The organism is Streptomyces sp. NPDC038200, from assembly GCF_055600785.1.
Genome location: NZ_JBVJYH010000001.1, coordinates 1,104,908 through 1,127,866 on the forward strand (window position 1 = coordinate 1,104,908; position 22,959 = coordinate 1,127,866).

General features: G+C 73.2%; 22 protein-coding genes. 11 read left to right on the forward strand and 11 right to left on the reverse strand.

The features are described from left to right. Positions 1-2: 2 nt before the first annotated feature. The 4 genes from ACZ7KF_RS04735 to ACZ7KF_RS04750 all read left to right on the forward strand — a co-directional run bounded on the left by ACZ7KF_RS04735 (position 3) and on the right by ACZ7KF_RS04750 (position 4,270). Positions 3-1,907, forward strand: a complete 1,905-nt coding sequence (locus ACZ7KF_RS04735) for a stealth family protein (protein ID WP_471069440.1) — start codon at positions 3-5, stop codon at positions 1,905-1,907. Between the two features lie 77 nt (positions 1,908-1,984). Further along, positions 1,985-3,238, forward strand: a complete 1,254-nt coding sequence (locus tag ACZ7KF_RS04740; RefSeq protein WP_471069442.1) for an MDR family MFS transporter — start codon at positions 1,985-1,987, stop codon at positions 3,236-3,238. A 194-nt stretch (positions 3,239-3,432) separates the two neighbouring features. Next, on the forward strand, positions 3,433-3,597 hold the full coding sequence (locus ACZ7KF_RS04745) for a hypothetical protein (RefSeq protein WP_471069444.1): 165 nt from the start codon (positions 3,433-3,435) through the stop codon (positions 3,595-3,597). A 22-nt stretch (positions 3,598-3,619) separates the two neighbouring features. After that, positions 3,620-4,270 (forward strand): DUF2637 domain-containing protein, encoded by a 651-nt coding sequence (locus ACZ7KF_RS04750; RefSeq protein ID WP_471069446.1) that lies wholly within the window; start codon positions 3,620-3,622, stop codon positions 4,268-4,270. 87 nt (positions 4,271-4,357) lie between these two features. Here ACZ7KF_RS04750 and ACZ7KF_RS04755 read toward each other — a convergent pair whose 3' ends face one another. Further along, positions 4,358-4,600, reverse strand: coding sequence for a hypothetical protein (locus tag ACZ7KF_RS04755; RefSeq protein WP_471069448.1), 243 nt, complete (start codon positions 4,598-4,600; stop codon positions 4,358-4,360). 181 nt (positions 4,601-4,781) lie between these two features. Here ACZ7KF_RS04755 and ACZ7KF_RS04760 point away from each other — a divergent pair, with 181 nt between their 5' ends. Continuing rightward, the gene (locus ACZ7KF_RS04760) at positions 4,782-5,255 is read left to right on the forward strand and encodes a carboxymuconolactone decarboxylase family protein (protein ID WP_471069450.1); all 474 of its coding nucleotides are present in this window, start codon (positions 4,782-4,784) and stop codon (positions 5,253-5,255) included. A gap of 13 nt (positions 5,256-5,268) precedes the next feature. Here the strand turns inward: ACZ7KF_RS04760 and ACZ7KF_RS04765 are convergent, their stop codons facing one another. Then, positions 5,269-5,745, reverse strand: a complete 477-nt coding sequence (locus tag ACZ7KF_RS04765; protein WP_471069452.1) for a DUF2000 family protein — start codon at positions 5,743-5,745, stop codon at positions 5,269-5,271. On the opposite strand from ACZ7KF_RS04765, the gene ACZ7KF_RS04770 reads away from it, so the two are divergent. Beyond that, positions 5,744-6,541 (forward strand): helix-turn-helix transcriptional regulator, encoded by a 798-nt coding sequence (locus ACZ7KF_RS04770; protein ID WP_471069454.1) that lies wholly within the window; start codon positions 5,744-5,746, stop codon positions 6,539-6,541. The genes ACZ7KF_RS04765 and ACZ7KF_RS04770 overlap by 2 nt on opposite strands. Here ACZ7KF_RS04770 and ACZ7KF_RS04775 read toward each other — a convergent pair. Beyond that, positions 6,520-8,241, reverse strand: coding sequence for a glycosyl hydrolase family 28-related protein (locus tag ACZ7KF_RS04775; RefSeq protein WP_471069583.1), 1,722 nt, complete (start codon positions 8,239-8,241; stop codon positions 6,520-6,522). The genes ACZ7KF_RS04770 and ACZ7KF_RS04775 overlap by 22 nt on opposite strands. Positions 8,242-8,404: 163 nt before the next feature. Between ACZ7KF_RS04775 and ACZ7KF_RS04780 the strand changes: the two genes are divergently transcribed. Then, the gene (locus ACZ7KF_RS04780; protein WP_471069455.1) at positions 8,405-8,968 is read left to right on the forward strand and encodes a hypothetical protein; all 564 of its coding nucleotides are present in this window, start codon (positions 8,405-8,407) and stop codon (positions 8,966-8,968) included. Positions 8,969-9,010: 42 nt separating this feature from the next. Here the strand turns inward: ACZ7KF_RS04780 and ACZ7KF_RS04785 are convergent, their stop codons facing one another. Together ACZ7KF_RS04785 and mshA are read right to left on the reverse strand one after the other, a co-directional pair. After that, positions 9,011-9,511 carry a type III secretion system chaperone family protein gene (locus ACZ7KF_RS04785; RefSeq protein WP_471069457.1) on the reverse strand — a complete coding sequence of 167 codons (501 nt, stop codon included), beginning with the start codon at positions 9,509-9,511 and terminating at the stop codon, positions 9,011-9,013. Then, the gene (gene mshA, locus ACZ7KF_RS04790; RefSeq protein ID WP_471069459.1) at positions 9,504-10,841 is read right to left on the reverse strand and encodes a D-inositol-3-phosphate glycosyltransferase; all 1,338 of its coding nucleotides are present in this window, start codon (positions 10,839-10,841) and stop codon (positions 9,504-9,506) included. Before mshA ends, ACZ7KF_RS04785 begins: the two co-directional genes overlap by 8 nt. A 325-nt stretch (positions 10,842-11,166) precedes the next feature. On the opposite strand from mshA, the gene ACZ7KF_RS04795 reads away from it, so the two are divergent. The 3 genes from ACZ7KF_RS04795 to ACZ7KF_RS04805 all read left to right on the forward strand — a co-directional run bounded on the left by ACZ7KF_RS04795 (position 11,167) and on the right by ACZ7KF_RS04805 (position 14,984). Next, entirely contained in the window at positions 11,167-12,015 is an 849-nt protein-coding gene (locus tag ACZ7KF_RS04795; protein ID WP_471069461.1) for a class I SAM-dependent methyltransferase, read from the forward strand. A gap of 236 nt (positions 12,016-12,251) precedes the next feature. Beyond that, positions 12,252-13,343, forward strand: coding sequence for a C40 family peptidase (locus ACZ7KF_RS04800; RefSeq protein ID WP_471069463.1), 1,092 nt, complete (start codon positions 12,252-12,254; stop codon positions 13,341-13,343). Positions 13,344-13,682: 339 nt separating this feature from the next. Then, positions 13,683-14,984, forward strand: coding sequence for a PP2C family protein-serine/threonine phosphatase (locus tag ACZ7KF_RS04805; protein ID WP_471069465.1), 1,302 nt, complete (start codon positions 13,683-13,685; stop codon positions 14,982-14,984). Positions 14,985-15,159: 175 nt separating this feature from the next. Here ACZ7KF_RS04805 and ACZ7KF_RS04810 read toward each other — a convergent pair whose 3' ends face one another. The 3 genes from ACZ7KF_RS04810 to ACZ7KF_RS04820 all read right to left on the reverse strand — a co-directional run bounded on the left by ACZ7KF_RS04810 (position 15,160) and on the right by ACZ7KF_RS04820 (position 16,776). After that, positions 15,160-15,504: a DUF2516 family protein gene (locus ACZ7KF_RS04810; protein WP_225824723.1), complete on the reverse strand. Its 345-nt coding sequence runs from the start codon at positions 15,502-15,504 to the stop codon at positions 15,160-15,162. A 108-nt stretch (positions 15,505-15,612) separates the two neighbouring features. Further along, a complete protein-coding gene (locus tag ACZ7KF_RS04815; protein ID WP_471069467.1) occupies positions 15,613-16,212 on the reverse strand; it encodes a hypothetical protein in 600 nt (199 codons plus the stop codon). A gap of 81 nt (positions 16,213-16,293) precedes the next feature. Beyond that, positions 16,294-16,776 (reverse strand): helix-turn-helix domain-containing protein, encoded by a 483-nt coding sequence (locus ACZ7KF_RS04820; RefSeq protein ID WP_471069469.1) that lies wholly within the window; start codon positions 16,774-16,776, stop codon positions 16,294-16,296. A gap of 218 nt (positions 16,777-16,994) precedes the next feature. On the opposite strand from ACZ7KF_RS04820, the gene ACZ7KF_RS04825 reads away from it, so the two are divergent. Continuing rightward, positions 16,995-19,385, forward strand: coding sequence for an ATP-binding cassette domain-containing protein (locus ACZ7KF_RS04825; RefSeq protein WP_471069471.1), 2,391 nt, complete (start codon positions 16,995-16,997; stop codon positions 19,383-19,385). A 108-nt stretch (positions 19,386-19,493) separates the two neighbouring features. Here the strand turns inward: ACZ7KF_RS04825 and ACZ7KF_RS04830 are convergent, their stop codons facing one another. From ACZ7KF_RS04830 to ACZ7KF_RS04840, 3 genes are all read right to left on the reverse strand, one after another. Next, the gene (locus ACZ7KF_RS04830; RefSeq protein ID WP_471069584.1) at positions 19,494-19,994 is read right to left on the reverse strand and encodes an HAD domain-containing protein; all 501 of its coding nucleotides are present in this window, start codon (positions 19,992-19,994) and stop codon (positions 19,494-19,496) included. A gap of 261 nt (positions 19,995-20,255) precedes the next feature. Then, a complete protein-coding gene (locus tag ACZ7KF_RS04835; RefSeq protein WP_471069473.1) occupies positions 20,256-22,286 on the reverse strand; it encodes a HelD family protein in 2,031 nt (676 codons plus the stop codon). Positions 22,287-22,336: 50 nt separating this feature from the next. Then, complete coding sequence (locus ACZ7KF_RS04840) at positions 22,337-22,951, reverse strand: TetR family transcriptional regulator (protein WP_471069475.1); 615 nt, start codon at positions 22,949-22,951, stop codon at positions 22,337-22,339. Positions 22,952-22,959 lie beyond the last annotated feature (8 nt).

Sequence of the window (22,959 nt, forward strand, 5' to 3'; positions counted from 1 at the left end):
CCATGGCCATCGACATCCGTCATCGCTTCGCGGTCCCGCAGCCGGGGCTGCGGGCCGCCCGGGATCTGCTGCTGCGCCTGCGGTTGTGGCTGTCGGCCCGGCTCTGGACGCTGCGCGCGGCCCCGGCCCGCCGCCGGCTGCGCGCCGCCGTACCGGGGCTGCGCCGGGTCGCGTGCGGTCCGGTGCGGCTGTACGGGCGCACGGTCGCCGGGTACACCGCCGCGGAGGCCGCCGCCGCCGACCTGGAGCAGGTGTGCGCCCTGCTGGAGGCGGCCGGTGTCCCGTACTTCCTGGTGCCCGCCGAGCAGGGGCCCGTGGTGCCGCGGCCGGTGATCGGGGTGGAGGAGTCCTACCGTGGCGCCGTGCTGGCCCGGGCCCGGCAGCACTTCGCCCGGAGCGCCGGGTACGTGGGTGCGGTGGGCGCGGACGGTGCCGTGACCAGGGCGGTGCTGTGGGCGGACGGGAGGCTGCCGCGGGCGCTGCGCGGGGCCCCGGTGCTGCGGACCGGCGTGCTGCGGCTGGGACCGGGCGGGCAGGTGCTGGGCGGGCTGGAGACGGGCTGCGACATCGAGTTCTGGCGGTACGGCCGGGAGCTGGGCGCGGATCCCGCGCATCTCACGGTGCCCGGCACCCGGCTCCAGGACGACTTCGGTCCCGCGCTGGTCGCTCCGCGCCGCAACGCCGTCTCCGAGGTGCTGCCGGCCACGGCCTGGCAGCCGGCCCCGGCGACCGGGCAGGCGTCCGCCCCGGCGACCGGGCGGGCGGCCACCGCGACGACCGGGCAGGCGGCCGTGGTCGCTGGGCAGCAGCCCGGTGTCGTCGTCGGGCGGCGGCGCGATGTGCCGACGTTCGCGGCGTTCGCCGAGCCCGGCATCGACCAGGTCTGCTTCCCCGTCGACGTCGTGTACACCTGGGTCGACGGGGACGACCCGGCGATGGCGGTGAAGCGGCGGGCGCACCAGGCGCTCTCCGACAACGTCATCGCCCCGCGCGAGACCGGCGCCTCCCGCTACACCAGCCATGACGAACTGAAGTACGCGCTGCGGTCGCTGGAGATGTACGCCGGTTTCGTCCGGCACGTCTACCTCGTGACCGACTCCCAGACTCCGGCCTGGCTGGACCCGGACACGCCCGGCCTGACCGTGGTCGACCACCGGGACATCCTCCCGGCCGACGCGCTGCCCGTCTTCAACTCGCACGCGATAGAGAGCCGGCTGCACCACATACCGGGCCTGTCCGAGCACTACCTCTACTTCAACGACGACGTCTTCATCAACCGGCCGGTGCGGGCCGAACACTTCTTCCACGGCAACGGCATCGCCCGCATCCCGCTGTCCCCGCTGAAGCTCGGGGTCGGCGCCCCGCACCCGCTGGAGCCGGCGCCGAACTCCGCCGGGAAGAACTCCCGCGAGGTGATCCGGAGGTTCCACGGCCGGCAGATCACGCACAAGTCGCTGCACACCCCTCATCCGCAACTGCTGTCGGTGATGCGGGAGATGGAGGATCTCGGCATCGAGGAGCTGGAGCGGACGGCGTACTCGCGGTTCCGGTCCACCGCCGATGTCGCTCCGGCGTCCACGCTCCACCACCACTGGGCGATCGCGACGGGCCGGGCCGTGCCCGCCGACTACCGCTTCCGGTACGTGCAGTTGGGCACGCCGGACATGCGGCGGCGGCTGGCGCGTCTCACGGCCGGCGAGGACGTGGACTTCTTCTGCCTCAACGACGTGGACACCGCCCCGGCGGAGCGGACGGCGGCCCAGGCGGCCATCCGGGCCTTCCTGGAGCGGAAGTATCCGTTCCCGAGCCGCTTCGAGCGGGCGGCGCGGGGCGCCGCGTATCCGGCCGCGCCCCGCGTGGTGCCCCGCGGTCGCGGGCACCGCGGCTCGATTGACGCCGCGTGTTAATTGAGTGGCGTCACCAAGATCCCCGTTTGTAAGTTGTGGCCGCTGCTTGAGCCGCTTACCGCCGTGGGGGATCCTCGATGCCATCAGCCAGTGTGAGACGTGCCGTCCGGGAATCCGTCTCCGGGCTCCCCCGGGAGTTCTGGTGGCTGTGGACGAGCACCCTCGTCAACCGGCTCGGCGCCTTCGTGGCCACGTTCATGGCCCTCTACCTCACCCTCGACCGCGGCTACTCCGCCTCGTACGCCGGTCTCGTCGCCTCCCTGCACGGGCTCGGCGGGGTGGTCTCCTCCCTGGGCGGCGGGGTCATGGCGGACCGGCTCGGCAGGCGGCCCACGCTGCTGATCGCCCAGACCGCCACCGCCGCCTCCGTCGCCCTGCTGGGCTTCATGACCCACCCGGTCGCCATCGCCGGCGTCGCCTTCCTCGTCGGCATGGCCTCCAACGCCTCCCGGCCGGCCGTGCAGGCGATGATGGCCGACCTCGTCCGCCCCGAGGACCGGGTGCGTGCCTTCTCCCTCAACTACTGGGCCATCAACCTCGGTTTCGCCGTCTCCTCCATGGCCGCCGGGTTCATCGCCGAGTTCAGCTATCTCGCCGGATTCCTGATCGAGGCCGGGATGACCCTGGCCTGCGCGGTCGTCGTCTTCGCCCGGGTGCCGGAGTCCCGGCCCGCGGCCACGGCCCGGCAGGCGGAGGCGGAGGTCGGCCTCGGCACGGTGCTGCGGGACAGGCGGTACATGGCGGTCGTCGGGCTGTCCTTCCTCGTCGCGCTGGTCTTCCAGCAGGGCTCGGTCGGGCTGCCGGTGGCCATGGGGCGGGCCGGGTTCTCGCCCGCCGACTACGGCCTGGCCATCGCCGTCAACGGCATCCTGATCGTCGCGCTCCAGATCCCCGTGACCCGGTTCATCGAACACCGCGACCCGCGCACCCTGCTGGTCGCCTCCTCGCTCCTCGCCGGCTACGGCTTCGGGCTCACCGCCTTCGCCGGGTCGGTCGGCGTCTTCATGCTGACCGTGTGCGTGTGGACGCTCGCCGAGATCGTCAACGCGCCGACCCAGACCAGCCTCGTCGTCGGCCTCTCCCCGGTGCACGGCCGTGGCCGCTACCAGGGCGTGTACACCCTCTCCTGGTCCGTCGCCGCCCTGGTCGCCCCGCTGATGTCGGGCGCGGTCATCGACCGGCTGGGCGCGGACTGGCTGTGGGGGATGTGCGCGGTGGTGGGGACGGCGGCGGGGTTCGGATACGCGAGCCTCATGCGGAAGCTGCCGCGGGAAGCGTCGGCCACGGCCGCGGTGAAGGCGGACACCGGGACCGAGGTGCGGACGGCCTGAGGGGAGCGCCGGCCGCCGGCGAGTCCACCGGACATCTCATTCCAGTATTCACGAGATGCAATTTCCGACATGTTCGCCATTACTTCGATGATGTGCCCGCAGCGGCCCGGAAACCCCCCTTCCAGGTGACGCGTATTCCCTCGAATGCCCCAAACCCAGCCTCCGGGGGCCGTCGTTAGGTCACCGTGATGCGATTGGACTGGCCGCTGGCCGACGACTTCCTGATGTCTCCACTCCACCGCTACGGCGATGTGGATCCCACGTCATGCTCCGACCTGCTCGATGATTTCCTGAAAAGAATCAGCGCGATGGAAAATGAATACTGGCGGGCCATGGCGAATCTGTACAGGGCATCCTGAGGCAGGATGCGGAGGCTGACCCATGGACAGGATTCATCAGGACGCCGGTCTCTACGACCACACCTGGGGCGTCACGGAACCGGGCATCGCGCAGAACGACTGGGATCCGGTCGAGGAACTGGCCCAGATGCTGTCCACGCCGACCGTCGCGCACCCGGCTCCCGCCGCCCCGCCGACCGTGCCGTCCCCGCGCCGGGGCGGCCGTCGGCGGCTCCGCCAGGAATCCCATCTGCTCGACGGCGGCCGGCGCGTCACACACATCACGCTGCTGATCGCGACGGTCTCGCTGTGCGCGGTGGGCATGCTGTGCTGGTCCGTCTGCTACTCGTACGGCCAACTGCGCGGGATCGCCTGCTCGGTGCTGCCCCTGCAGGTGGCCCGGTACTGGCCGCTGACGGTGTACGGGCCGTGGTTCGTGGCGGCGCTCTCCGTACTGCGGGCGACGGCCCAGCGCCGGAGCGCACGGCGCTCCTGGGGCATCGTCCTGGCCTCTTCCGCGATGGCCGTGGCGCTGTGCGTCAGCCACTCCTCCCATGCACTGCTGTCGTTAGTGATCTTCGGTATCCCGCCGGTCACCGCGCTGGTGTGCTTCTGGGAACTCGTCGGCCAGCTCCCGGCCAAGAGCCGGGCCCGGCATGCCACCCATACCGATCGACCGCGCTCCAGGCCGTGAGGGCGCCGGCGCCCCTCCGACACCGCCGCCCCCTGCCCGCGGACTCTCCGCGGGCAGGGGGCGTGCGCGTGTCCCGGCCGGGTGACGCTAGCTGCCGGCAGGGTCGGCCGCCTTGCCGTTCGCGCAGTTCTCGGAGTAGTCGGAGAGGTAGTCGGCCACGGCCGGCACCACGGCCGCTTCCTGCAGGCAGACGTCCGCCGCCGTGAAGTTCCAGTTGTTGGCGGCGTTGACGCCGCCGACGCCGAAGTCGCTGTCGTCGTCGGCATGGGCCGGGGCGCTCATGGCCAGGGCGGCCAGGGCGAGCGTGGCAGTGATGATGATCTTCCGCATGCCCGCTGAAACGACCGCGGGCCGGCAAAGGGCACGGCCGGACCGGCGCGGGTGAGCCTTTCCGGGCGTATCGCGACACCTCGCACGGGCGTGTGACCCGGGTCACACGCGCCCGTGTCACATCCCGGCGCCCCGCTCCGTCAGAGAGGTGTCAGCAACCGCCACCACCCAGGAGCAGATCATGGACGCTCGGCTGAACCTCCTCACCAACCCGGTCGCCGGCAAGCTGTTCAAGCACTTCAACGCCGCGGGCAAGGTGATCGGGGACTCCACCCTGCCGGCCGCCACGCAGGAGCTGGTGAAGATCCGTGCCAGCCAGATCAACGGGTGCGCGTTCTGCACCGACATGCACACCAAGGACGCCACGGCGGCCGGCGAGAGCGCCACGCGGCTGCACCTGGTCGCCGCCTGGCGCGAGGCCACCGTGTTCTCCGACGCCGAGCGGGCCGCCCTGGAGCTGGCCGAGGAGGGCACCCGGATCGCGGACGCGGCCGGCGGGGTGCCGGACGAGGTCTGGGCGAACGCCGCCAAGCACTACGACGAGGAGCAGCTCGCCGCCCTGATCGCGCTCATCGCCCTGATCAACGCCTACAACCGCGCGAACGTCATCGTCCAGCAGCCCGCCGGCGACTACGTGCCCGGCATGTTCGGCTGACGAACGCACCGGGTCACGGGTGCATGCGGGCGCCCTTCAGGACCTTGTCGACACCGTTGCGGGGGCCGTACACCGCCAGCCCCACCAGGTCCAGCCCGGCCGTCGGGACGGCCCGGACCGCCGCCCGGTTGTCGCGGTCGTTGCCCGTGGCGAACAGGTCCGAGGTGAAGACGGCACGGGGCAGGGCGCGGCTCAGCGCCCTGCCGTGGGCCAGTGTCAGGGTCTCCTTGCCGCCCTCGAAGACCAGCACCGGCTGCCGGAACATCGGCAGGTACGACACGCCGTCCCCGTCCTCGTACGGCTCCCCGATCACCTCCGGGACCGTCGCGGCCAGGCCGCTGACCAGGAACGCGGTGACGTTCAGGCGCTGCCAGGGCTCCAGGTCCTCGCGCAGCAGAACGGCGATCTTCGTGTCGAAACGGATGGGTTCAGTGCTCATGGAATGAGACTGCCGATCCGGGGGCGGCCGGTTCTTGTACGTTTTTTGCATGGTCGGCGGACAGGAGGTCACCGCGTGGCGCCCCCGGGTCCCGGGCGTCACCGAGGTCTTCCACGCCCGCTTCACCGCGTACGCCTATCCGATGCACGTCCACGACGCCTGGACGCTGCTCATCGTGGACGCCGGAGCCGTGCGGTACGACCTGGACCGGCACGAGCACGGCACCCCGCACGACACCGTGTCGCTGCTGCCGCCGCACGTGCCGCACAACGGCTCCCCCGCCACCCCGGACGGCTTCCGCAAGCGGGTGCTCTACCTGGACGGCAGCCGGCTCGGGGACGAGCTGATCGGCCCCGCCGTGGACACGCCCGATCTGCTCGACCCCCTGCTCCGGCGGCGCGTCGGGCAGCTGCACTCCGCCCTCGCCCGGCCCGGCGACGAACTGGAGGCGGAGAGCAGGCTCACCCTCGTCGCGGAGCGGCTGCGGGAGCATCTGCGGCGCGAGGGGGCGCAGCCGCGGCGCCGCCGTGACCCGGTGCTCGCCCGCGAGCTGCGGGAGCTGCTCGACGCGCGAGTCGTCCGGGGGGTCCCGCTGGAGGAGGCCGGCCGGCTGCTGCACGCCCATCCGGCCCATCTGGTGCGGGCGTTCAGCGCCGCGTACGGCATCGCCCCGCACCAGTACCTCATGTCGCTGCGGGTCGGGCGTGCCCGGCGGCTGCTGCTGGACGGGCTGGCGCCGGGCGAGGTGGCGCCGGTGACCGGGTTCTACGACCAGGCCCATCTCACCCGGCACTTCAGGAAGTGGGTCGGGGTGACCCCGGGGCGCTACCGCAGCAGCTCGCGCTGAGCGTCGTACAGGTTGCGCGGGCGCACGGCGTCCGTGGTGCCGTACAGCTCCAGGCGGGAGTGCAGATCGCCGGTGAAGTCCGGGACGTCGGTCTGGTCGAACTCGCGTACCTCGTTCACGCCCACGGTCGCGGAGTACGGTGCCAGGCCGTCGATCCTCACCAGGCCGGCCCGGCCGTTGGTGACGCGGATGTTCCAGTGGGTGAAGCGGGCGCCGAAGAGCGGGCCCGCGACGGCGTCGCCGCCGTGCCGGCCGTTGTTGTTCACGGTGATGTCCGTGCGGACGTCGGCGAAGGGCAGGCCGCGGTGGCTGTCGAAGGTGCCCATCCGCATGTCGCCGCGGGACCAGACGTTGTGGGAGGACAGGCCCTCGACGTTGATGCCGTGCAGCTGGGTGCCGGCGGGGGCGGGGACCGTGCGCTCCTCGATCGTGAAGTCCTCGACCAGGTTGTCGTGGGAGCCCTCCCGGCAGAAGTACGGGTGGTGCGAGCCGCGGCCGGCGACCCGGGTGCGGCGCAGGGTGCAGGCGGAGGCGGCGACCAGGCCGAACCCGTTGTCGACGTGCCGGACGGTGACGTCGTCCACCCAGCAGTCGTAGGCGCACTGCAGGACGACCCCGTTGTAGCCCTTGTCGAGGAGGTGGGGCGACTGCGGGGTCTCGACCGCTTCGAGGGTCAGCCCCTCGACGCCCGATCCGGTCAGTTCGGGTACGTGCGTGGTGAGTCGGGGGTCCCATTCCGGGCGGATGTCGAGCGGGAGCGGGCGTTCGAGGGTGACGCGCCGGCCGTGGACGCGGGTGACGCGCACGGGCCACTCGTAGGGGACGTAGGACGTCAGTTTCGTCTTGTCGTCCCAGACGTACGCCGCCGGGCCCGGGCCGCCGCCCGCCATGTGCTGGAGGAGCGTGTGGGCGGGGTCGTCGGCGAGGCGGAGGAGGACGAGCCGGCCGGGGCGCAGTCCGGAGGCGTCGGCGACCGTGATCGTCCATGCGCCCCGCTCGGCCGGTGCCACGGTCGTCAGGGTGGTCCACTCGTCCCGCTTGTTGCCGGTCCAGCCCTCGAAGGGCCACTCCCCGGCCCTGATGGCGGCGGTCAGGGAGTCCCAACGGGCGCGCGGGGCCAGCCAGATCAGGCCGCCCGCCCAGGACCAGGACGACTTGTCGCCGCCGTAGCGGGAGCCGTAGACGCCGATCAGCTCGGTGAGGTTCTTCGTCGCGTACAGGGTCGTACGGCCGCTGCCGGCGCCGCGCAGGACGACGTGGGAGTCGCCGAGGCGGATGACGTCGTCGACGCGGTAGGTGCCGGGCGGGATGGTGACCGTGCCACCGCCGGCCCTTCCGGCGGCGGCGATGGCACGGTTGATGGCGGGGGCGCAGTCCGTGGTGCCGTCGGGGACCGCGCCGTACGCGGTGACGTCGGCGACGGTCCGGGGGCGGGGGAAGCGGGCGGATCCGGCCCCTCGGCCGGCGCGGCCGACGTACGGGATCTGCGGGTGGGTGAAGGGGGTGCGGCGGAACTCCCGCCACAGGGGCGGGACTTCGGGATCCACCCCGGGCTTCGGGACCGGCTTCGCGGCTGTCCTTGCGACCGCGCCCGGGGCCGTCTCGGTGGCCGACGCCCGGCCGGCCGTCGCGCCGAGCGCCACGGCCGTGGCGCCCGCCAGCAGGGCCCGTCTGGTGAGGTGCGTCCCGCTCGTGTCCATCCGCCACCCCTTCTTGTTCACCCATGTGAATGTCGTTCAGGAATGCGTCGACCGCGAGCATGCCACCGCTCTCGCCCGGGGGAAAGGGGTCGGACGGCGGCCCACGGGGCCGGAATCGACGGAAGCCGCCCGTCCGCCGATCACCGGTGGTTAACCTCGCCCCATGGATGACACACAGAAAGCACAGGACCCGCAGACTCCTCGCGATTCATCCACCCCCGCCCGCTCACTGCCGCTCAGACGGTTCTCGATCGCCGTCGCGGGTGCCGCGACCCTGGTCGCCCTCGGCGTCGGCGTCGCACTCGCGGCCCCCTCGGACAACCACTCCCGCCCCGAGCGCAGCGTCACCGACACCGTCCCGCCGGACTCGGACAACGGAGGCAGCGGGGGCCCCAGGGACGGCGACGGCACCGCCGGGGGCACGTCCGACGGCAGCACGGACGGCACCACGGACGGCGGCTCCGTGTCGGGCTCCGGCAGCACCGGCGGAGTCGTCGACGGCGGCGGCTCCGTGGGCGCCGACGGCGGCACCGATCCGACCCCCGACCCCTCGGACGAGCCCACCGGGTCCGCCGACCTCGCCGAGCTGAACCGGCGCGTCACCGAGCTGGACAAGAAGGTCGACCAGCTGCCGACCAAGAAGGAACTGGCCGACGCCCTGCGGGCCTTCGCCGACGAACTCGACCACGGCGGCAGCAGCGCGACCCCCGCGCCCGACCCGTCCTGACCCTACGACCGGACCCGTCCCGAGCCAGTGACCGGCTCCCGGTCAGTCGGCCGGACGCTCGATCAGGTGCCTGAACGCGTCCAGGTTGCGCGTGGACTCGCCGCGCGCAACCCGCCAGGCGTACTCCTTGCGGATCGAGGAGGCGAAGCCCAGCTCCAGCAGGGTGTTGAACGCGCCGTCGGCCGCCTCCAGGACCTGGCCGAGGAGGCGGTCGATCTCGTCCGGGGTGACGGAGGCGAGGGGCAGGCGGGCGGCGACGTAGATGTCGCCGAGCCGGTCGACGGCGTAACTCACGCCGTACAGCTTGAGGTTGCGCTCCAGCAGCCAGCGGTGGACGCCCGCCTCGTTCTCGTCGGGGTGGCGGATGACGAAGGCGTTCAGCGACAGGGAGTGGCGGCCGACGAGGAAGGAGACCGTCGTGGACAGCTTGCGGGTGCCGGGGAGCTTGACCACGTAGTTCCCCGGTCCGGGGCTCTCCCACTCCAGTTCGGCGTCGCCGAGGACGCTCTCCAGGACCTGCCCGGCCTTCTCGACATCACCCATGGTGGGAGCGTACGCGACGGCGATGGGCCTGGGTCGCGGCCGTGTAGACGTCGGCGGTGGCGGCGGCGGCCGTGTCCCAGCCGAAGGACTGGGCGTGCCGGGCCGCGGCCTCGCCCATGCGCGTCGAGAGGGCCGGCTCGTCGGCGAAGCGGCGCAGCACGCGCGCGTACGCGGCCGGATCGTGGCCCTTGACCAGGAAGCCGGTCTCGCCGTCGCGCACGGCCACCGGCAGCCCGCCGACCGAGGCCGCGAGCACCGGGGTCCCGGCCGCCTGCGCCTCGATGGCGACCAGGCCGAAGGACTCGCTGTACGACGGCATGACGAGGACGGACGCGGCCCGGAACCAGTCCGCCAGCTGCTCCTGCCCGGTCGGCGGACGGAACCGCACGACGTCCGCGATGCCCAGCCGGGCCGCGAGCTTCTGCAGCCCTTCCGGCTTGGCGAGGCCGCTGCCGCTGGGGCCGCCGACGACCGGGACGACGACGCGGGAGCGCAGCTCGGGGTGCTCGTCGAGGAGGACGGCCACGGCGCGCAGGAGGACGTCCGGCGCCTTCAGCGGCTGTATGCGGCCGGCGAAGAGCGGGATCAGGGCGTCCGGCGGGAGCCCGAGGCGGGCGCGGGCGGCGGCCCGGCCGTCGGCCGCGCGGAACCGCTCCAGGTTCACGCCGGGGTGGACGACGGCGACCTTGTCGGCCTCGGCGGCGTAGTGCCGGACCAGCTCGTCGGCCTCCTCGGCGGTGTTGGCGATCAGCCGGTCCGCGGCGGCCACGATCTGCGTCTCGCCGATGACGCGGGCGGCGGGCTCGGGGGTGTCGCCGGCGGCCAGATTCGCGTTCTTGACTTTGGCCATGGTGTGCATGGCGTGCACCAGCGGGACGCCCCAGCGCTGGGCGGCGAGCCAGCCGACGTGGCCGGAGAGCCAGTAGTGCGAGTGGACGAGGTCGTAGTAGCCGGGGCGGTGGCCGGCCCACGCCTGCATCACCCCGTGGGTGAAGGCGCACAGCTGGGCCGGGAGGTCCTCCTTGGCCAGGCCCTCGTAGGGGCCCGCGTCGACGTGCCGGACGAGGACGCCGGGGGCCAGCTCCACGACGGGGGGCAGGCCGCCGGCCGTGGCCCGGGTGAAGATCTCGACCTCGATGTTGATCGCGGCCAGCCGCTGGGCCAGCTCCACGATGTAGACGTTCATGCCGCCGGCGTCGCCGGTGCCGGGCTGGTGGAGCGGGGAGGTGTGCACGGAGAGCATGGCCACCCGGCGGGGCCTGCGGTACAGCCGGAGCCGCGGGGCCGCCGACGGGGAGCGTCGCCCGAGCCTGCTGACGTACTGGCTCACGTGGCGTTCCTCCTTGTGCGGCATGCCTTCCGGAGGGCCCACCTCGCCCTCCAAGGGGGTCCAACAGCAAGCGGGTGCCCGGCCATTTCCCGATCAAGCGGCTTTGCCGAATCATTACCTCGCATCGATCAACCGTTCGAACACGGAGGGCGTCGGCCCGGCGCCCCGTCCGGGGCCGGGGGCGCCCCCGCGACACCACGACGCGCTCAGGGGCGACGGCTCACTCCAGACGAAGGACCTCCGGGCCGACGGCTCACTCCAGACGAAGGACCTCCGGGCCGACGACGCACCGCCGCACCGCCGCGCCCCGCTTACCCTCGTACGCATGACAGCCCGCGCAGCGACCCTTCCCCACTCTCGGCTTCGCCCGACCCGGGGGACCGCCGTCGTGGGAACGGTGACGCGCGGGACGACCAACCCCAACCGGCTGCGCCGCATGGACCGCTGGATCGCGGCCGTGCACGGCGCCGAGCTGCGGCGCGCCGCGGACCCGCTGGCCGTCGACCTCGGCTACGGCGCCGCCCCCTGGACCGCCGTCGAGCTGCTCGGCCGGCTGCGCACCGTCGCCCCCCGCGCCCGCGTGGTGGGTGTCGAGATCGAGCCGGAGCGGGTGGCGGCGGCCCGGCCGTACGAGCGGGAGGGGCTGGCGTTCCGGCACGGCGGCTTCGAGATCCCGGTCGCCGGGCGTCCGGTGCTGGTCCGGGCCGCCAACGTGCTGCGGCAGTACGACGAGGACCAGGTCGCCGCGGTGTGGGAGCGGCTGTGCGCGCGGCTCGCCCCGACCGACGGCGGCGCGCGCGGCGGGCTGCTGGTGGAGGGCACCTGCGACGAGATCGGCCGCCGGCACGTATGGGTGGCGCTCGGCCCCGAAGGCCCCCGCACGGTCACCTTCGCCACCCGGCTGGGCTCCCTGGACCGCCCCTCCGACCTCGCCGAGCGCCTGCCGAAGGCGCTGATCCACCGCAATGTCCCGGGCGAGCCGGTGCACGCCTTCCTCCGGGACTTCGACCGCGCCTGGGCCGCCGCCGCCCCCTACGCCTCCTACGGCGCCCGGCAGCGCTGGATCCGCGCGGTGCGGGACCTGACGGCCGACTGGCCCGTGACCGACTCCCCGGCCCGCTGGCGGCAGGGCGAAGTGACCGTCGCCTGGGAGGCGTTGGCGCCGCTGCGCTGACCGCCCGCCGTCGACGCGCGGGGTGCCCCGCCGTCACGCCGGCGCCCCGTGCCCGTCGGCGGCCGGGGGAACGCCCCGCGTGCGTCGTTCGTCACATCACCGGGGAGATCGTCGTACCCGGCGTCCGGTGAGGGAATTCCGCTTTCCGACGACCTCTGTCGCTTTGCGCGCGGCCGTGGCACGATCCCTCGGGCGACCGTAAGTTACTGACGGTAAATCAGTTTGGGGGAAGACGTATGGGTTCGGGCAAGCGCGGCCTGCTCACGGCCGCCCTGACCGTGGTCTGCGCGGCGACCGTCCTCGCGGCACCGGGCACGGCGTTCGCGGCCCCCGTGCCCACGCCCTCGCCGAGGACGACTCCGGCACCGACCCCGAAACCGACTCCCCCGCCGAGCAAGGACCTTGAAGAGGTCCGCAAGAAGCTCGACGCGCTCTACCACGACGCGGCCGTGGCCACCGACGACTACAACGCGGCCGAGGAGAAGGCGGACAAGCAGTCCGCCGAGATCGTGGCGCTGGCGAAGAAGATCGACCAGGGTCAGCAGAAGCTGGACAAGCTCAAGGACCGGGCGGGCGCCGCGGCCCGGGACCAGTACCGCACCGGTGGCCTGTCCGCCACCGCCCAGTTCCTGCTCAGCGACGATCCCGGCCAGTTCCTGGACGGCGCCGGCCGGGTGCTCCAGGGCCAGCGGGCGGCGACCAAGCTGATGGCCGAAATGGCCCGCACCCAGAAGGAGTTGCGGCAGTACGCCGACGACGCCTCGGAGCAGTGGAAGAGGCTGGAGAGCAACCGCAAGACCAAGGCCGCCGCCAAGAAGAAGATCGAGAAGCAGATCGACGCGGCCGAGAAGCTCGAGTCCCGGCTGGAGAAGAAGGAGAAGGAGCGCCTCGCCCAGCTGGAGCAGGAGGCCGCGAACAAGGCGCAGACCGCCTGGCTGGACACCGGCGTACTCAAGGACGTCGACGGCAAGGCCACCGCGCAGGGCAAGAAGGCCGTGAAGTACGCCTCCGAGCAGCTCGGCAAGCCGTACGTGTGGGGTGCCGAGGGCCCCGACTCCTTCGACTGCTCGGGGCTGACCTCCCAGGCCTGGGCGGCGGCCGGGCACGTCGTGCCGCGCACCTCGCAGGAGCAGTGGAAGCAGCTCAAGCACATCGACGTCAAGGACATGCGCCCCGGCGACCTCGTCATCTACTTCGACGACGCCAGCCATGTCGCGATGTACATCGGCGACGGCACGATCATCCACGCCCCGCGCCCCGGCCGCACGGTGACGATCGCGGGCGCCGGTTCGATGCCGATCCTCGGGGTCGTACGGCCCGACGCGTGACGGCCGCCGGGCCGGCTCGTGACGGTCTCCGGGCCGACGCGTGACGGTCGCCGGGAGGCCGGCCGCGTGGCGGCCATGTGCCCGGTGACGCAGGTCATGTGACCCACCGCACGCCCAACCACCGGGCAAACCCGGGCAGGACGTGAGCTTCGTCATCCCGCACGGGCCGTCGACGTGTCCAACTGCGGTACGGAACGCGGCATATGACAGCGGCGGGCGCCGGAGCGACGCGGCTCACACCATTCCATCGGGGCGGTCGTAGCCGCTATGGTCCCGGTCGGTGGGTCGAGACCCCTCGACGCCGCCGTGCCCTCGGGGGGAGGGAAGGAACCCAAGACGATGCCCGTACCCGTACCGCGGCAGAGAGCGATCCCGGCCGTGGAGAGTGGTCAGGCGCAGGCCGCCCCCACCGTCGGCGGTCCCCTCAAGGAAGAGGCCCACCGCGACGCCACGACCGTGAACGGCACCGGCGCCACTCTCACCCTGCTGCTGATCGAGGACGATCCGGCCGGTTCGCCGATCGTGCCCGACATGCTGGACTCGGCCGGCAAGCCGATCCGCGTCCGCACCGCCCGCAACCTCACCGAGGCCGAGCGGCTGCTCACCGACGACGTCCACTGCATCCTGCTGGACCTGGCGCTCCCCGCGCCGGGCGGCAGCGACACCGACGACGAGCTGGCCGTGCTCAAGCACGTCCTCCAGCTCGCGCCCCGGCACGCCGTGCTCGCGCTGACCGCCTCCGGCGACACCGAGCGCGGCACCGAGGCCGTGCGCGTCGGCGCCCAGGACTACCTGTTCCGGGACGAGCTGGACGGCCGTCTGCTCAGCCGTGCCATCCGGTACGCGGTGGAGCGGAAACGGTCCGACACGGCCGAGCGCCGGCTCGCCGAGGGCAAGCTGCGTGCCCAGGAGAACCGCCGGCTGGAGCGCGGGCTGCTGCCCACGCCCCTGCTGGACGGCTCCTCACTGCGCTTCGCCGCCCGCTACCGCCCCGGCCGCTCCCGGGCGCTGCTCGGCGGCGACTTCTACGACGCCGTCCGCACCCCCGACGGCACCGTGCACGCCATGATCGGCGACGTCTGCGGGCACGGCCCGGACGAGGCCGCGCTCGGCGTGGAGCTGCGCATCGCCTGGCGGGCGCTGACCCTGGCCGGGCTGTGCGGGGACGAGCTGCTGAACACCCTGCAGCAGGTGCTGGAGCACGAGCGCGCCGACGAGGAGATCTTCGCGACGCTGTGCACGGTGGACATCGCGCCCGACGGCCGTCGGGCGGGCCTGTGCCTGGCCGGCCATCCGGCGCCGCTGATCGCCCGCCCCGGCCGGCCCGCGCGGCTGCTTCCCTACGACAACAACGGCCCCGCCCTCGGCCTGCTGCCCGGCGCCCGCTGGCCGCGGATGCAGGTGGAGCTGGGCGCCGAGTGGAGCCTGATGCTCTACACCGACGGCCTGATCGAGGGCCGGGTCGGCGTGGACGGCGATCGGCTCGGGCAGGACGGCATGCTGTCGATGATCCGCCGCCAGCTCTCCGAGGGGCTGCGGGGGGAGGATCTGCTGCGGGCCGCGGTGAGCGAGGTCCGGGACCTCAACGGGGGTGAGCTGACCGACGACGTCGCGGTGGTGCTGCTGGACCGGGCGGCGTGAGCGGGGATCCGTCGTAGGGGTGGGCCGCCGTCGCCGGGGCGGGTCGTCCGTGGCCTGGCGCGCGGTTCCCCGCGCCCCCGAGGCACGCTGCTGCTCGCCCACCCGAGGGGCGCGGGGAACCGCGCGAACGAGCGGCTCACCCGCGCCCGGCGACGGCGCAGCCCGGCGGGATGCCTCAGCGGCCGCCGTTCCACGGCCCGTACGGACCGTCGCTGCTGCTTCCCCCGCGGCGGCCGAAGCCCCGGCCGCCGCCGACCTGCTGGAGTGCGGGGCGTACGTCCACGATGTACACGATGCTCGCCACGGCGCCGGCGATCGGCAGGATGGACAGGATCGAGAAGAGGTAGCTGACCACCAGGGCGATGCCGAGGATGATCAGCCAGAAGACCTTGTTCTGCTTGTCGGCCGCGCGGAAGGCGTCCTCGCGCCGGAACGCGGCGTCGAACAGCCCGAACGCTGCCAGGGCCATCAGAATGATCTTCAAGATGCCCATGAATCCCGCGAAGCCCAACATCAGCATGCTGCCCACCGCCCGTTGATTCCCGATCCTGCTACGCCGCCACCGTACCCATAGAACGGGCCGGGCACCCCAGAGGTGCCCGGCCCGCGCCCGGCTCGGCGGGCACGGTCACTTGGCCGGCGGGGTGGTCTTCTTCGCGGTGGTGCTCTTGCGGGGCGCCGGAGCCTTCTTCGCCGCGTTCTTCTTCTCCGCGACGGGCTCCGCCTTCGCCACGGCCGGCTCCGGCTCGTCGTTCTTGACGACGCCCGGCTCGGCCTTGCCCTCCACGACGATGGCCAGGTCCTCGATCTCCTCGGCGGCCTCGCCGCGCCAGGTCCGCACGGTCTGCTCGCCGTGCTCGGCGACCTTCTCGTAGGTCTCGCGGGCCTTGACGGCGTACTCGGCGGCGACACCGACCCCGCGCAGGGCGAAGTCCTGGGCGGTCTCGCCGAGCTTCTTCAGGTCGACGTCGAGGGTGCCGATGAGGTCGGTGACCTTGGCCTGAAAGGTCTCCTGCGCCTCCTTGGCGCGGGCCGCGGCCTTCTCCTGCACGGCCTTGGGGTCGGTGTTGCGCACGGCCTCGATGCGGGCCGGCGCCTCGGCGCGCAGCTGCTCGACCAGGGCCGGCACCTTCTTGGCCTGCTGGATCGCGAGATCGGCGGTGCCGGCGGCGAAGTAGAGCGGGGTCGGGTTGCTGAGGGTCTTGCGCAGGTCGTCGGTGATGGCCATGGTGAGGGTCCTCCCGGATCGGATTCGCGTTCGGCTGGGTGGGTGTGGTCCGCGGCGGGCGTCCGGAGCCCTGGTCCGGCGTTATCCGGCCGTCCGCCGCGGACCGGCGTCCGTGTCACGTGCGGCGGCATCGCCTCCGGCCGGACCGGCGCCGCCGGTCCCCTGGTCCACGGTGCCGTACCCGTCCGCCCCGGCCCCGCTCGGCTCGCCGATCCCGAATCCGTTCTCCTTGCGGAAGGACTCGTAGATCTGGAGCAGCACCTGCTTCTGCCGCTCGTTGAGCGAGGGATCGGCGAGGATGACGGCGCGGGTCTCCACGTCGTCACGGTCCCGCTCGGCGTCGAGGATGCCGGCGCGGACGTAGAGCGTCTCGGCGGAGATGCGCAGGGCCTTGGCGACCTGCTGGAGCACCTCCGCGCTGGGCTTGCGCAGCCCGCGCTCGATCTGGCTCAGGTACGGATTGGACACCCCGGCGGCGTCGGCGAGCTGCCGCAGCGACAGCTGCGCGTTTCGCCGCTGCTCGCGCAGGTACTCACCGAGATTGCCGACGTTCAGCGATGCCATGCCTCCACCTTGCCCCACCTTCGCTAACAATTGCAAGCATCCGCTTGCAAGAGTGTGTCGCGGGGGGGGGCGGGCCGGTCGCCGGAGGTGAGGCGGCGCCGGGGCGGAGGCCGGCCCCGGCCGTCGAGGTCCTGCCGCCGCATCGGTCAGGAATCGAGAAGCGCCGTGCGGGCCGCCGCGGCTAGCGTGGCCGAGGCGGCCCCACGGACGGAGTGACGATGAGCATGACCACGAGGACCGACGCGCCGGTGACCGCGGCGCCCCTCGCCGACAGCCACGAACTGATCCGCGTGCACGGCGCGCGCGAGAACAACCTCAGGAACGTCAGCGTCGAGATCCCCAAGCGCCGGCTGACGGTGTTCACGGGCGTCTCCGGCTCCGGCAAGAGCTCCCTGGTCTTCGACACCGTCGCCGCGGAGTCGCAGCGGCTGATCAACGAGACGTACAGCGCGTTCGTCCAGGGCTTCATGCCCACGCTGGGCCGGCCCGACGTCGACGTGCTGGAGGGGCTGACCACCGCGATCATCGTCGACCAGCAGCGGATGGGCGCCGATCCGCGCTCCACCGTCGGCACCGCCACCGACGCCCACGCGATGCTGCGCATCCTCTTCAGCCGGCTCGGCACCCCGCACATCGGCTCGCCCAAGGCGTTCTCCTTCAACGTCGCCTCGATCAGCGGCGCGGGCGCGGTCACCGTGGAGCGCGGCGGGAAGCAGGTGAAGGAGCGCCGCGAGTTCAGCATCACCGGCGGCATGTGCCCGCGCTGCGAGGGCCGGGGCTCGGTCACGGACATCGACCTGGCCCAGCTCTACGACGAGGACAAGGCGCTGAGCGAGGGCGCGCTCACCATCCCCGGCTACAAGCCCGGCGGCTGGAACCACCGTCTCTACACCGAGTCCGGCCTCTACGACCCGGACAAACCGATCCGCACCTTCACCGAGCGGCAGCTGCACGACTTCCTGTACCGCGAGCCGACCCGGATGAAGATCGCGGGCATCAACATGACCTACGAGGGTCTGGTGCTCCGGATCCAGAAGTCGATGCTCGCCAAGGACCGGGAGGCGATGCAGCCGCACATCCGGGAGTTCGTGGACCGGGCGATCACCTTCACGACCTGTCCCGACTGCGACGGCACCCGGCTCAGCGAGACGGCCCGCTCCTCGAAGATCAAGGGCCTCAGCATCGCCGACGCCTGCGCCCTCCAGATCAGCGACCTGGCGGAGTGGGTGCGCGAGCTGGACGAGCCCTCGGTGGCGCCGCTGCTCGCCTCGCTGGGCGGCACCCTGGACTCGTTCGTGGAGATCGGCCTCGGCTACCTCTCCCTCGACCGGCCCGCGGGCACGCTGTCGGGCGGCGAGGCGCAGCGCACGAAGATGATCCGCCACCTCGGCTCCTCGCTGACCGACGTCACGTACGTCTTCGACGAGCCGACCACCGGGCTGCACCCCCATGACATCCGGCGGATGAACGACCTGCTGCTGCGGCTGCGGGACAAGGGCAACACGGTGCTGGTCGTGGAGCACAAGCCGGAGGTCATCGCGATCGCCGACCACGTGGTGGACCTCGGCCCCGGCGCCGGTACGGCGGGCGGCACCGTCTGCTTCGAGGGCACCGTCGAGGGACTGCGGGCGAGCGGTACGCTCACCGGCCGCCACCTCGACGACCGGGCCAGGCTCAAGGAGACCGTGCGCACGCCCGCCGGGGCCCTGGAGATCCGCGGCGCCACGGCGCACAACCTCCAGGGCGTCGACGTGGACGTCCCGCTCGGCGTGCTCGTCGTCGTCACCGGCGTCGCCGGCTCCGGCAAGAGTTCGCTGGTGCACGGGTCGATCCCGGCCCGCGAGGGCGTGGTCTCGGTCGACCAGACGCCGATCCGCGGCTCGCGGCGCAGCAACCCGGCGACGTACACCGGCCTGCTGGACCCGATCCGCAAGGCGTTCGCCAAGGCCAACGGCGTGAAGCCGGCACTGTTCAGCGCCAACTCCGAGGGTGCCTGCCCCGCCTGCAACGGTGCCGGTGTCGTCTACACCGACCTGGCGATGATGGCCGGGGTCGCCACGACCTGCGAGGAGTGCGAGGGCAAGCGGTTCGACGCCTCGGTGCTGGAGTACCACCTCGGCGGGCGGGACATCAGCGAGGTGCTGGCCATGCAGGTGACCGAGGCCGAGGAGTTCTTCGCCGACGGGGACGCCCGCACCCCGGCCGCCCACCGCGTCCTGCGCAACATCGCCGACGTCGGCCTCGGCTACCTCACCCTCGGCCAGCCGCTCACCACGCTGTCCGGCGGCGAACGGCAGCGGCTGAAGCTGGCCACGCACATGGCGGAGAAGGGCGGTGTCTACGTCCTGGACGAGCCGACCACCGGCCTGCACCTGGCCGACGTGGAGCAGCTGCTCGGCCTGCTGGACCGGCTGGTCGACGCCGGCAAGTCGGTGATCGTCATCGAGCACCACCAGGCGGTCATGGCGCACGCGGACTGGATCATCGACCTCGGCCCGGGCGCCGGTCACGACGGCGGCCGGGTCGTCTTCGAGGGCACCCCGGCCGACCTGGTCGCCGCCCGCTCGACCATCACCGCCGAGCACCTGGCGGAGTACATCGGCACCTGACACCCACGGCGGCCTCCCCGCCCGGCACCTCCGGCCGGCTGACAGGGCCTGCGCCCGCGACTGGTACGGCCGGTCCGGCCCGCCTGGTGGCGGGCGCGGTCGACGTGGTCAGGGGGCCGTGGTGCGGCCGGGCGGGCGCAGCCACCGGCCGAGCGCCGTGAAGTCGGCGTCCGTCAGGCCGTAGCGGTGGTCGACGCGGTGGAGGAGGGCCGGCGCGGGATGGTGGACGGCGGTCCAGGCGCGGTCGGCCTCGGTGATCTCGTCGTCCAGCCAGACGAAGGGCCGGCCGGCCGCCCAGGCCACCAGCGGCCGGGTCTTCCAGTGCAGCAGGTCCGGCGGCTCGTCCTCGTCGGGCCACTCCACGACCGGCAGCGGCGGCAGGCCGAGCCAGGGGGCCAGGCAGGTGTTGGCGTCGTCCATCCAGGTCGTAGCCCACACCAGCTCGCAGCCCAGCGCCGTGAGCCGGGGCCCGAGCGCCGGGTCGACCCGGCCGAGCAGCGGGTGGTCGGCGGCGCCGGGCGGGGCGGGCACGCGTTCGTACACGGGGTAGACGCCGTCCGCCGCCCCGAACGGGATCAGCGGGCCGTCGACGTCGAGGAAGAGCAGCATCACCGACCAGGATCGGCCCCCGAAGCCCGGTTCCGCCACGATCCCGTCGCTCCGCGCCCGGTGGCCCTCCTCGCGGCCGCCCGCATCCCGGCGACCCCCGCACGAATCCGCCCCCGGCCACCCACAGGACCCCGGCCGACCCCGGCCACCAGCAGGAGCCCGGCCGACCCGGCACCGGTCCCGGCCACCACACCCCGCCCCCTTCGGCGAACCCACCCCCGGCCTCCCACAGGACCCCGGCCGAGCCGGCCGGGTGTGCGGTCAGAAGGGCAGGGGGCGGCGGTGGACCACGTCCAGGCGGGAGACCGCCCGGGTCAGGACCACGTACAGCCGGTGGGCGCCCCGCTCCTCCGCCTCGGCCACCGCGGCCGGTTCGACGGCGACGACATGGTCGTACTCCAGGCCCTTGACCAGGCTCGCGGGGACGACGGTCAGCCGGGCGCCGAGCGTGTCCGGACCGGCCGGGGCGAGGCCCGCCTCGGTGAGCGCCGCCCGCACCCGGTCGGTGTCCGCGTCGGCCGTGACCACGCCGACCGAGCCCTCCCGGGCGAGGGCGTCGCGCACGGCGGTCACGGTGGTGCCGAGCAGGTCCTCGGTGGGGCGGAGGGTCAGCTCCCCGTCCGTGCGCAGGGAGGTGGCGGCGGGCACGGCGACGTCGAGGCGGGCGAGGAGGCGGTTGGCCAGCTCCACGACGGCCGCCGGCACCCGGAACCCGGTGGTCAGCGGCGCCACGGCCGCGTCCGGCCGGCCGAGGTGGCGCAGCTGGACGGACCAGTCCCGGGCGGCCCAGGGGGTGGTGCCCTGGGCGAGGTCGCCGAGGACGGTCAGGGAGCCGAACACCGCCCGGCGGGCGATGGCCCGGCACTCCATCGGCGAGAGATCCTGCGCCTCGTCGACGACGATGTGGCCGTGGCTCTCGGGGTGTTCGATCAGCCCGGCGAGTTCGTCCAGCAGGACCAGGTCGGCGGCCGTCCAGCGGGCCGACTTGTACGAGCGCGGCGGACGGGCCCAGCGGAGCGCCGTCTGCTCGTCGGGGTCCAGCAGGCCGTCGGCGGCCCGGGCCAGCGCCGCGGCGTCGGTGAGGAGTTCGGCGAGGAGCTCCTCGGGGCGGGCCTTCGGCCAGATCGCGTCGAGCTGTTCGGTGAGCGGCCGGCACCGCTCGATCCGGCGCACCCAGGAGGCGGGCAGCACCCCGGAGCGCCGTTCGGCCTGTTCCCGCAGCCGCCGCACCACTCGGGTGCGCACCCGCTCGCGCCCGACGGCGTACGGCGGTTCCTCGGCGCGCACCTCCGCCACGATCGCGGCGAGTTCGGCGGCGGGGACGCGCCGGCGGGAGGAGCCGTCGGGTACGGCGAGGTCGGCGACGCCCTCGGTGGTGACGCGCGCGTACAGCGCCCGGCGCAGCACCTCGGCCATGCGCGGGTCGTGCTTGACGACGGCCGTGGGGGCCGGGTCGGTGCCGGTGACCGGGTGGCGGGCGATCTCGTCCAGCAGCGTCGACTGGCGGATGCCGGTCTCGCCGAGGGAGGGCAGCACCTCGGCGATGTACGACAGGAAGGTGCGGTTGGGGCCGAGGATCAGCAGGCCGGAGCGCTGGAGCCGCTTGGGGTGGGTGTAGAGCAGATAGGCGGCGCGGTGCAGGCCGACGGCGGTCTTGCCGGTGCCGGGGGCGCCCTGCACGCACACGGACTCGGTGAGGGCGGCGCGCACGAGGTCGTCCTGCTCGGGCTGGATGGTGGCGGCGATGTCCCGCATGGGCCCGACACGGGGGCGCTCGATCTCGCGGGCCACGATGTCGCTGGTCCGGGACTCGCCCCGGTCCAGGTGCTCGTCCTCCAGGCCGGTGAGGTCGGCGGAGTCGCCCCGGCTGCCGGGGGCCCAGCCGAACCGGCGCCGTACCGCCACGCCCTGCGGGTCGCGGGCGCTCGCCTGGTAGAAGGCGCGGGAGACGGGGGCCCGCCAGTCGACCACGAGGGGCGGGGCCGCGGGGTCCTCGGTGATCCGCAGCCGGCCGACGTGGTAGTTCTGCCCGCCGTGTCCGGGCTGGTCCGCGGCGAAGTCGAGCCGGCCGAAGAACAGCGGGCCCGGGGGGAGTTCGCGCATGGCCTTGGCCCGGCTGCGCAGCCGGTACCCGAGGACCTCGGCGTCGGCGCCGGAGGCGGAGACGTCCTCGCCGACGACGACCTGTTCGGCGGCGCCTTCGACCATCGCGGCGAGGGCCGCGCGGCAGGCGTCGTGGTGGGCGCGCTCGGTGTGCAGGGTCTCCGTGAGGGCGGGTTCGAGTGACGTCATGGCGCCACCGTACCGCCAAAACGTTACCGAGTTACATTTTTAACCGAGTCTCACTGGGTGGGTTTCAGCTCCGGCAGTCCCTCGGCCAGGCGACGGAACGCCCGCTCGGCCGCCCGCACGGCGTCCGGCGCCACCTCCTCGACCGACTCCCCCGCCGCGATCCGCCGCCAGTTCTCCTGGGCGAGGATGCGCTGCACGGCGATGATCTGCCCGGCGGCCAGCCGCGCGTCCAGCCCGCCCCCGAGCGCCTCGGCGAGCGCCGCCTCCGACCGCTCCAGATGGCCGTACGCCCGCGCCACCAGGGCCGGGGTGCCGTAGAGCAGACGGTGGAAGGCGAGCACCCCGGGATGGGCGTTCAGACCGGTGACCGGGTCGCGCCGCTCCAGGCCGGCGAGGAAGTTCCGCCGCAGCGCGGCCACCGGGTCGGCGGCCCCGGCCACCACCCGCGCGGCCTCCGTCTCGTGGTCCGCGATCCGGTGCAGGACCAGGTCCTCCTTGGCGGGGAAGTACCGGAAGAGGGTGGGCTTGGAGATCCCGGCCGCGGCGGCGACCTCCGCCACGGACACCGCGTCGAAGCCCCGCTCCAGGAACAGCCGCACGGCGATGTCCGACACGTCCTGGTACATCCGCTGCTTCTTGCGCTCGCGCAGACCCATCTCACCCATGGGGGGAG